8 protein-coding genes and 1 pseudogene are annotated in these 8,760 nt (G+C 67.6%); 4 read left to right on the top strand and 5 right to left on the bottom strand.

Annotated features, from left to right (window positions below; genetic code table 11):
* Positions 1–72: 72 nt before the first annotated feature.
* Positions 73–765: a cytochrome b/b6 domain-containing protein gene (locus AD428_RS18320; protein ID WP_053246134.1), complete on the top strand. Its 693-nt coding sequence runs from the start codon at positions 73–75 to the stop codon at positions 763–765.
* A 98-nt stretch (positions 766–863) separates the two neighbouring features.
* Here the strand turns inward: AD428_RS18320 and AD428_RS18315 are convergent, their stop codons facing one another.
* Both AD428_RS18315 and purB read right to left on the bottom strand, forming a co-directional pair.
* Positions 864–1,322, bottom strand: coding sequence for a c-type cytochrome (locus AD428_RS18315; protein ID WP_053246133.1), 459 nt, complete (start codon positions 1,320–1,322; stop codon positions 864–866).
* Positions 1,323–1,397: 75 nt separating this feature from the next.
* Complete coding sequence (gene purB / locus AD428_RS18310) at positions 1,398–2,774, bottom strand: adenylosuccinate lyase (RefSeq protein ID WP_053246132.1); 1,377 nt, start codon at positions 2,772–2,774, stop codon at positions 1,398–1,400.
* Between the two features lie 175 nt (positions 2,775–2,949).
* On the opposite strand from purB, the gene AD428_RS18305 reads away from it, so the two are divergent.
* A complete protein-coding gene (locus AD428_RS18305; RefSeq protein ID WP_053246131.1) occupies positions 2,950–3,561 on the top strand; it encodes a glutathione S-transferase in 612 nt (203 codons plus the stop codon).
* A 78-nt stretch (positions 3,562–3,639) separates the two neighbouring features.
* On the opposite strand, the gene AD428_RS18300 is transcribed toward AD428_RS18305, so the two are convergent.
* The 3 genes from AD428_RS18300 to gcvA all read right to left on the bottom strand — a co-directional run bounded on the left by AD428_RS18300 (position 3,640) and on the right by gcvA (position 6,580).
* Positions 3,640–4,449: a sulfite exporter TauE/SafE family protein gene (locus AD428_RS18300; protein ID WP_369798785.1), complete on the bottom strand. Its 810-nt coding sequence runs from the start codon at positions 4,447–4,449 to the stop codon at positions 3,640–3,642.
* A 68-nt stretch (positions 4,450–4,517) separates the two neighbouring features.
* Positions 4,518–5,636 (bottom strand): tRNA 2-thiouridine(34) synthase MnmA, encoded by a 1,119-nt coding sequence (mnmA, locus tag AD428_RS18295; RefSeq protein WP_053246129.1) that lies wholly within the window; start codon positions 5,634–5,636, stop codon positions 4,518–4,520.
* Positions 5,637–5,644: 8 nt separating this feature from the next.
* Positions 5,645–6,580: a transcriptional regulator GcvA gene (gene gcvA / locus AD428_RS18290; protein WP_053244785.1), complete on the bottom strand. Its 936-nt coding sequence runs from the start codon at positions 6,578–6,580 to the stop codon at positions 5,645–5,647.
* Between the two features lie 212 nt (positions 6,581–6,792).
* Here gcvA and AD428_RS18285 point away from each other — a divergent pair.
* A pseudogene (locus AD428_RS18285) lies at positions 6,793–7,781 on the top strand (Bug family tripartite tricarboxylate transporter substrate binding protein).
* Between the two features lie 74 nt (positions 7,782–7,855).
* Positions 7,856–8,731, top strand: coding sequence for an N-formylglutamate amidohydrolase (locus tag AD428_RS18280; protein WP_053246128.1), 876 nt, complete (start codon positions 7,856–7,858; stop codon positions 8,729–8,731).
* Positions 8,732–8,760 lie beyond the last annotated feature (29 nt).

Here is an 8,760-nt window from a genome sequence, read left to right as displayed (position 1 = left end):
CCGCAGCCAGGCCGSCCGCGCGTGGCCCGTGCTAAATTCATCGGCGGCAATCTGGCTCGCAACGGAATCCGCATGCAAAACAACAGGCTCGCAATCCGCATCTGGGACCTCCCGACCCGCCTTTTCCACTGGACGTTCGCCTTCTGCGTGATCGGCGCCTTCGTCAGCGTCAAGCTGGGCGGGCTCTATATGGACTGGCACGTGCGCTTCGGCTGCGCGGCGCTGGGCCTGGTGATCTTCCGGCTGGCCTGGGGCTTCATCGGGCCGCGCTATGCCCGTTTCTCGCAATTCGTGCGCGGGCCCTCGGCCGTGGCCGCCTACCTCAGGGGCGCCGCCGCGCCCGCCGGCCACAATCCGCTGGGCGCGCTGTCCGTCCTGGCGCTGCTGCTGGTCGTCGGCCTGCAGGCGGCCAGCGGCCTGTTCGCCACCGACGACATCATGACGCAGGGGCCGCTGTATGGATACGTGAGCGAATCCGTGGCGGGCGCCCTCACCTCCTGGCACAAGCTCAACGAGTGGATCATCATCGCCCTGGTCGCCCTGCACCTGCTGGCCATCGCGTGGTATGCCCTGGTGCGCCGCAAGCGCATCGTGGGCCCCATGATCACCGGCAACGCCGATCCGCGCGACCTGCCCGCCGGCACCCCGCCCGCCGACGACGGGCCCGCGGTGTGGCTGCGCGCGCTGCTGCTCGGCGCCTGTGTCTGGGCGCTGGTGGCGTGGATACGCTCGCTGGAAGTCGTGGCCGGCATGTCGTTCTCGTAAGCAGCGTTCCCGCAAGCCGCGGCGACCATCGACACACAAAAGAAAGCCCTGGGCCGGTTCGCCGCCCAGGGCTTTTCCTTTTCGCTTGCCCGGCGGGCTTATTTCTTCTTGCGATAGGAGTCGTGGCAGGACTTGCAGCTTGCTCCCACGTCGCCGAACGCGGCGCGCAGCTTGCCGAGATCGCCGGCGTCGGCGGCGGCCGACAGCTTGGCCATGTTGTCATGGAACGCCTGCTGCTTCTGCTTGAAGCCCTCGGCGTCGCTCCAGACCTCGGGGCGAGCCTCGCCGCCCTCGGTGCCGGGGCCGAAGGCCGCCCAGGGCAGCGTCGACAGGGTCTTCAGCACCGCCACGTTCGCCTTGATCTGCGCGGCATCGTAGGGCGCCTGGCCCTTGACCACCGGCTGCATGCGCCCGAAATGCGATGCCATGAGCGTCAGCGCGGCCTCGCGGTACTTGACGGCGTCCTCGGGCTTGGCGAACTGGGCGGCCGCCGGCTGCGCCAGCAGCGGCCCGAAGGTCATACAGGCAAGCGCCGCGAACGTGGACAACTTCTTCATGAAAACCTCCCGTGTGTGACTAGGGCGTGCGCCCCTGAGCGAGGAAACGCCGCGCCCCGCAGCGCGGCGCGGAAATTACAGCGCGCGCGCCAGCTCGGCGGCCAGGCCGATGTAGGAACGCGGCGTCATGGCCAGCAGGCGCGCCTTGGGCTCTTCGGGCAGCTCCAGCCCTTCGATGAATTCGCGCAGGGCTTCTTCGGTGATGCCCTTGCCGCGCGTCAGCGCCTTGAGCTGCTCGTAGGGCTGCGGCAGGCCATAGCGGCGCATGACCGTCTGCACCGGCTCGGCCAGCACTTCCCAGCACGCGTCGATGTCGGCGTCGATGGCCGCGGCATTGACTTCCAGCTTGCCCAGGCCGCGCAGGCACGCATCCCAGGCCACGAGGCAATAGCCCAGGCCGACGCCCAGGTTGCGCAGCACGGTGGAATCGGTGAGGTCGCGCTGCCAGCGCGAGATCGGCAGCTTGTCGGACAGGTGGCGCAGCACCGCGTTGGCCAGGCCCAGGTTGCCTTCGGAGTTTTCGAAGTCGATGGGGTTGACCTTGTGCGGCATGGTGGAGGAGCCCACCTCGCCTTCCTTGAGCCGTTGCTTGAAGTAGCCCAGCGAGACGTAGCCCCAGATATCGCGATCCAGGTCCAGGATGATGATGTTGGCGCGCGCCACCGCGTCGAACAGCGCGGACATCCAGTCATGCGGCTCGATCTGGATGGTGTGGCGGTTCTGCGTCAGGCCCAGGCCGGCCAGCACGCGCTGGCTGAAAGCGGGCCAGTCGATCTCGGGATAGGCCGAGAGATGGGCGTTGTAGTTGCCGGTGGCGCCGTTGAGCTTGGCCAGCGGCTCGACGGCCGCCACGGCCGCGATGGCGCGATCCAGGCGCGCGGCCACGTTGGCGAACTCCTTGCCCAGGGTGGTGGGGCTGGCCGGCTGGCCGTGGGTGCGCGACAGCATGGGCTGGTCGGCATGCGCCGCGGCCATTTCGGTGAGCTTGGCGGCGATTTCGCGCAGGCGCGGCACCAGCACCCGGTCGCGCGCGCGCGTCAGCATGAGCGCGTGCGAGGTATTGTTGATGTCTTCGGAGGTGCAGGCGAAATGGATGAACTCGGCGGCGCGGGCCAGTTCGGCGTCGTCGGCCACTTTTTCCTTGAGCCAGTATTCCACGGCTTTCACGTCGTGGTTCGTGACGCGCTCGATTTCCTTGATGCGGGCCGCGTCGGCCTCGGAGAAATGCTGGACCAGCGAGAGCAGGTGCTTGCGGGCGGCCGCCGTGAAGGGCGGCAGCTCGGGCAGGCCGGCGTCGGAAAGCGCGATGAGCCAGGCCACCTCGACCTCGACGCGGTGCGCCATGAAGCCCGCCTCCGACAGCAGGCCGCGCAGCGCGTCGCCGCGGGAAGCGTAGCGGCCATCCAGTGGCGAAAGAGCGTTGAGTTGGCTGAGCTGGTTGGCGATCTGCATGGGTCTGGAAGGGGGGTCTGGAGGGAAAAGGCCGTCGGACGGGGAAAACCCGACGATTTTATCATCCGGGGGGGCCCCACATTGTGGCAAACTGGCTAAACCGCAGGCTTGCGACGGCGGGGCCGCCATGCAGCCTGCTATACTTCGGCCGCTTTCCGACTCCGCTTGTGACTCCATGAAACTGATCGGCTCGCTTACCAGTCCTTACGTGCGCAAAGTGCGTATCGTCATGGCCGAGAAAAAGCTGGACTACCGGCTCGAACTCGAAAACGTCTGGTCCGCCGACACGCAGATCCAAACGTACAACCCGCTGGGCAAGGTGCCGTGCCTGGTCATGGAAGACGGCGGAGCCCTGTTCGATTCGCGCGTCATCGTCGAGTATCTCGACACCCTGTCCCCGGTTGCCCGCCTCATTCCGCAGCCCGGCCGCGACCGCGCGGCCGTGAAGTGCTGGGAGGCCATCGCCGACGGCGTGCTGGACGCCTGTGTCACGGTCGTCAAGGAAAACCAGCGTCCCGAGTCGCAGCGCAGCCCCGAATGGATCGCCCGCCAGTACGGCAAGATCCACGCCAGCCTCGACGCCATGAACAAGAGCCTGGGCGAAAACGCCTACTGCATGGGCATCAACTACAGCCTGGCCGATATCGCCGTGGGCTGCGCCCTGGGCTACCTCGACCTGCGCTTCGCCGATCTCGGCTGGCGCTCCCGCCACGAGAACCTCACCCGCCTGTTCGAAAAGCTTTCGCAGCGCCAGTCGTTCATCGACACCGTGCCCCGGACGGCCTGAGGGACGCGCGCTCCCCGCGCCTCGCGCCCCAGCGAAAACGCCGCCTCCAGGCGGCGTTTTCGTTCGCGCCGGCGGGGCTCAGCCCGCCGCGTAGGTCTGCCAGGCCTTGACCAGCATGTAGGCCGCCAGCGCGAACAGCAGGCAGGCGAAGACCCGCTTGAGCGTGGCCACCGGCAGGCGGTGCGCCATGCGCGCGCCCAGCGGCGCGGTCAGCACGCTGGTGCACACCAGCGCCACCAGCGCCGGCCAGTAAATGAACCCGATCATGCCGGGCTGCGACGCGCCTTCGGACAGGCCGGACACCACATACCCCACGCTGTTGGCCAGCGCGATGGGAAAACCCAGGGCGGCGGAGGTGGACACGGCATTGTGCAGGGCCACGTTGCACCAGACCATGAAGGGCACGGACAGGAAGCCGCCGCCGGCGCCCACCAGCCCCGACAAGAAGCCGATGCCGGCGCCCGCCGCCGAGGTGCCCACCACTCCCGGCATCTGGCGGCTGGGCTTGGGCTTCTTGTTGCGCAGCATGTTCCAGCCCGAATAACCGACGAAGAGCGCGAAGAACAGCGACAGCCAGAGCGTGTTGAGCGCGGCAAACACCGCGCCGCCCGACAGCAGGCCGCCGACGATGATGCCCGGCGCCATGGCCGCCACGATGCCCCAGCGTATGGTGCCGCGCTGATGGTGCGCCCGGACGCTGGAAATCGAGGTAAAGAGGATGGACGTCATGGACGTGGCGATGGCTGCGTGCACAACCAGATCGGACGACATGCCCTGCCACGTGAAAAGCATGGTCAGGAACGGCACCAGCAACATGCCGCCCCCGATACCGAGCAGCCCGGCCGCGAAACCCACTACCGCCCCCAGCGCCAGCAGGCACAACACCATGGTGATGTCCAAGTCCCCTCTCCTCGTCGATGTGAAATCATAAATGCGGCCGCGCGCGGCGACCGGCGTCACGCGATGATGCCGCCGCCCAGGCAGACGTCGCCGTCGTACAGCACGGCGGATTGCCCCGGCGTGACCGCCCATTGCGGCTGGTCGAAGGCCAGCGTGAAACCCTGCGCGCCGGCATCCTGCAGCCGGCAGGCGGCATCGGCCTGCCGGTAGCGCGTCTTGGCGCCGTAGGCGCCCTCGGCGGGGGGACGGCCCGCCACCCAGCTCGCGTCCTGCGCGCGCAGGCTGCCCGACAGCAGCCAGGGATGGTCGTGCCCCTGCACCACGTACAGCACGTTGCGCTGCAAGTCCTTGCGCGCCACGTACCAGGCCTCGGCCGTGCCGTCTTCGCGCTGGCGGCCCTTCACGCCGCCCACGCCCAGCCCCTTGCGCTGCCCCAGGGTGTAGAAGGACAGACCCTCATGGCGCCCCACCTGCTGGCCTTCCGGCGTAAGGATGGGCCCCGGCTCGGTGGGCAGGTAGCGGTTGAGGAACTCCCGGAAAGGGCGCTCGCCGATAAAGCAGATGCCGGTGGAGTCTTTCTTGGCGGCGTTGTGCAGGCCGATCTCGTGCGCGATGCGGCGCACCTCGGTCTTGTGGATCTCGCCCAGCGGAAACAGCGTGCGCGACAGCTGCGCCTGATTCAGCCGGTGCAGGAAATAGCTCTGGTCCTTGGAGCCGTCCAGCGCCTTGAGCAACTGGAATTCCGAGCCGCCGCCCTCGGCCGGCACTTCCCGCACGCGGGCGTAGTGCCCCGTGGCGATGCGCTCGGCGCCCAGCGCCATGGCGTGGTCCAGAAACGCCTTGAACTTGATCTCGGCGTTGCACAACACGTCGGGGTTGGGCGTGCGGCCGGCCGAATACTCGCGCAGGAACTCCGCGAACACGCGGTCCTTGTATTCGGCGGCGAAGTTGACGAACTCGAACTCCACGCCGATGCGGTCGGCCACGCTGGCCGCGTCGAGCAGGTCCTGGCGCGTGGAGCAGTATTCGGAATCGTCGTCGTCTTCCCAGTTCTTCATGAAGAGGCCGACGACCTCGTAGCCCTGCTGTTTGAGCAGCCAGGCGGTGACCGAAGAATCGACGCCGCCGGACATGCCCACGACGACGCGGCCCTTCTTGCTGGATGTGTGATTCATGGTGAGCGCTATTTTAGGGCGTGTTGCAGGGCTTCCTCGTCCGGGGCGGGCTGCGGCTCGGCGGCGCGCGAGACTTCCATGAGCCAGGAGCGGAACGCCTGCAGGGTGGGCAGGTTGGCCTTTTGCTCCGGGTAGCAGAGGTAGTACCCCATGCGGGCGCGGATCGGGAGCTGGATCGCCACGGCCAGCTTGCCGTCGCGCAGTTCGTCCTCGATCAGGCAGCGCGGAATCAGCGCCACTCCGAAACCGGCGGCCGCGGCCTGCGAGAGCAGCGCGTATTGGTCGAAGCGCGCGCCTTCCAGGCTGCGGCGCGTGTCGCAGCCGGCCTGCTCGAACCAGTCGCGCCAGCCCTCGAGCGCGGAGGTGTGATGCAGCAGCGGATAGGCCAGCAGCGCCTCGGCGGACGTACAGCCGCCCGGGATGAGCTTGGGACTGCAAACAGGAAGAATCTCCCGGCCCACGATGTAATCCGCGCCGCTGCCTGGCCAGATGCCCTCGCCGAAGCGCACCGCCGCGTCCAGTTCGGGGGTGGAGAAGTCGTACCCCTGCCGGTGCGGCAGGAATTCGACGTGGATGTCGGGCCGCAGCCGCATGAAGGCCGTCAGGCGCGGGATGAGCCAGCGCGCGCCGAAGGTGGGCATACAGGTGAGATGCAGGGTGCCGCCGCGCCCCTGGTGCGCGATAAGCTCCACCGTGGCCGCCTCGATCTGGCCCAGGCCGGCCTGAATCTTGGCCAGATAGCTGCGGCCGGCCTCCGTCAGCACCAGTCCTTGCCTGATGCGCAGGAATAGTTCGACCCCGAGGAAGTCCTCGAGATGTTTCACCTGCTTGCTTACCGCGCCTTGAGTCACGCACAGTTCCTGCGCGGCGCGGGTAAAACTGCTGTGGCGCGCGGCCACTTCGAAAGCCTGCAGATCGGTGAGGGAGGGACAGAAACGCCGCATGGATGCAGGGGCATGCCGCAACGCGGAAAAGGCTTTTTTATTGCATGAAGTTACAAAAATGTAACTTCACCGTCTTCCATTCCTGGCGCAGGCATGAAAAAAAGTAATAGCTTACGGAGAAACTTTCGTTTGCGCAAACCCGGTGCACAAGAAAGAATCATCTGGTGTGCGTCTGCCTTTGCGCATCCGCTTTCCAATTCACAGGGGAATTCATGCAACGCCGTAATGTAATCCTTGGCCTGTGCGTCGCCGCCGCGACGCTCGCCGCTCCCTTCGCCTCCGGCATCGCCCACGCCGAAGACGCCTACCCGAACAAGCCGATCCGCCTGATCGTCCCGTTCCCGCCGGGCGGCACGACCGACATCGTCGGCCGTCTCTTCGCCGACAAGCTGGGCAAGGAGCTGGGCCAGACCGTGGTGGTGGAAAACCGCGGCGGCGCCGGCGGCTCCATCGGCAGCGCGTTCGTGGCCAGCAGCGCCCCGGACGGCTACACCCTGGGCATCGCCACCGTCAGCACCCACGGCATCAACCCGGCCATCTACCCGAACCTGCCGTTCGACGCCGAGAAGGACTTCACCGCCATCTCGAACCTGGCCGCCGTGCCCAACATCATGACGGTCAACCCCAAAGTTCCGGCCAAGACCATGGCCGACTTCGTCAAGCTGGCCAAGAGCGAGCCCGGCAAGCTGACCTACGCGTCGGCCGGCAACGGTTCGGTTTCGCACATGATGGGCGAGCTCTTCAAGATGGCCTCGGGCACCAACATCATGCACGTGCCCTACCGCGGCGTGGGCCCGGCGCTGAACGACGCCCTGGCCGGCCAGGTCGACGTCATGTACGACAACCTGCCCTCCTCGCTGCCCCACGTGCAGTCCGGCCGCCTGGTCGCGCTGGCCGTGGCCTCGCCCAAGCGCGTCGCCGCCCTGCCGACGTGCCCACCTTCGCCGAAGCCGGCCTGCCCGCCGTCAATGACGCCTCGTGGTTCGGCCTGGTCGGCCCGGCCAAGCTGCCCCAGCCCGTGGTGGACAAGCTGAACGCCGCCGTGAAGAAGGTCAGCGCCGAATCCGACGTGGTGTCCCGCCTGGCCGGCATGGGCGCGACCCCGGCCGCCAACAGCCCCGCCGAGTTCAAGGCCCAGATCGACGCCGAGATCGCCAAGAACAAGCGCGTGGCCAAAGAAGCCAACGTGAAGATCGACTGAGCGGTCCAAGGCCCCGCCGCGCCGCCCTCGCGGCGTGCCTGCGGGGCCTCCGATAAACGAACGTCCTATCCCCTATGCGTATTACCCAACCCTTGTCCTACCGGCTCGACCTGCCGCAGCAATATCCGAATTCGGACATTTCGGCCCCGCTCGTGCTCGACTCTCCGCACAGCGGCACGGCCTATCCCCCCGACTTCGCGCCGGCGGTCGACTTCGGCGCGCTGCGCACGGCCGAGGACACGTGGGTGGACGACCTCTGGGGCGACGCCGTGGACCTCGGCGTGCCGCTGATCGCCGCCGGCTTTCCGCGCGCCTACATCGACGCCAACCGCGCCCCCGATGAAATCGACGAACTGCTGCTCGACCAGCCGTGGCCCGGGCCCCTGAACGCCTCGTCCAAGGTCAGGCTGGGCAAGGGCCTGATCTGGCGCATGCTCGACGACGGCACGCCGCTGTACGACCGCAAGCTCACGGTCGATGAAGTGCGCCACCGCATCGACGCCTGCTGGAAGCCCTATCACGAGGCGCTGGCGCGCGTGCTCGACGCGGCGCATGCCCGCTTCGGCAAGGTCTGGCACATCAATTGCCACTCCATGCCCAGTGTGGCCGGCGCCTATGCCACCGACCGCCCCGGCCTGGTGCACCCCGATTTCGTGCTGGGCGACCGCGACGGCAGCACCAGCGACCCCGCCTTCCGTGAGTTCGTCGCGGCCTGGCTGCGCGAGCGCGGCTACGATGTGTCGGTCAACGACCCGTACAAGGGCGTCGAGCTGGTCCGCGCCTTCGGCCGGCCCCAGGAAGGCCGCCACAGCCTGCAGATCGAGATCAACCGAAAGCTCTACATGGACGAAGTCTCGCTGCGCCCCAGCGAAAACTACGTCCGCCTCAAGACGCATCTGCGCGAACTGACCGCCGCGCTGATCGACTGGACGCGCGCGCAGGCGGCGTGACGCCGGAGCCGTCCCCGCGCGGCGCGACG

It is taken from the genome of Achromobacter sp. DMS1, assembly GCF_001270295.1.
The sequence above is the reverse complement of the archived record's forward strand: the minus strand, read 5'-3'. Positions and strand labels throughout refer to the sequence as shown.

Excerpts from the sequence above, each read along its gene's own strand:
- mnmA (WP_053246129.1), bottom strand. The coding sequence starts at position 5,636 with ATGAATCACACATCCAGCAAGAAGGGCCGCGTCGTCGTGGGCATGTCC.
- AD428_RS18300 (WP_369798785.1), bottom strand. The coding sequence starts at position 4,449 with ATGGTGTTGTGCCTGCTGGCGCTGGGGGCGGTAGTGGGTTTCGCGGCC.
- AD428_RS18315 (WP_053246133.1), bottom strand. The coding sequence starts at position 1,322 with ATGAAGAAGTTGTCCACGTTCGCGGCGCTTGCCTGTATGACCTTCGGG.
- gcvA (WP_053244785.1), bottom strand. The coding sequence starts at position 6,580 with ATGCGGCGTTTCTGTCCCTCCCTCACCGATCTGCAGGCTTTCGAAGTG.
- AD428_RS18320 (WP_053246134.1), top strand. The coding sequence starts at position 73 with ATGCAAAACAACAGGCTCGCAATCCGCATCTGGGACCTCCCGACCCGC.
- AD428_RS18305 (WP_053246131.1), top strand. The coding sequence starts at position 2,950 with ATGAAACTGATCGGCTCGCTTACCAGTCCTTACGTGCGCAAAGTGCGT.
- AD428_RS18280 (WP_053246128.1), top strand. The coding sequence starts at position 7,856 with ATGCGTATTACCCAACCCTTGTCCTACCGGCTCGACCTGCCGCAGCAA.
- purB (WP_053246132.1), bottom strand. The coding sequence starts at position 2,774 with ATGCAGATCGCCAACCAGCTCAGCCAACTCAACGCTCTTTCGCCACTG.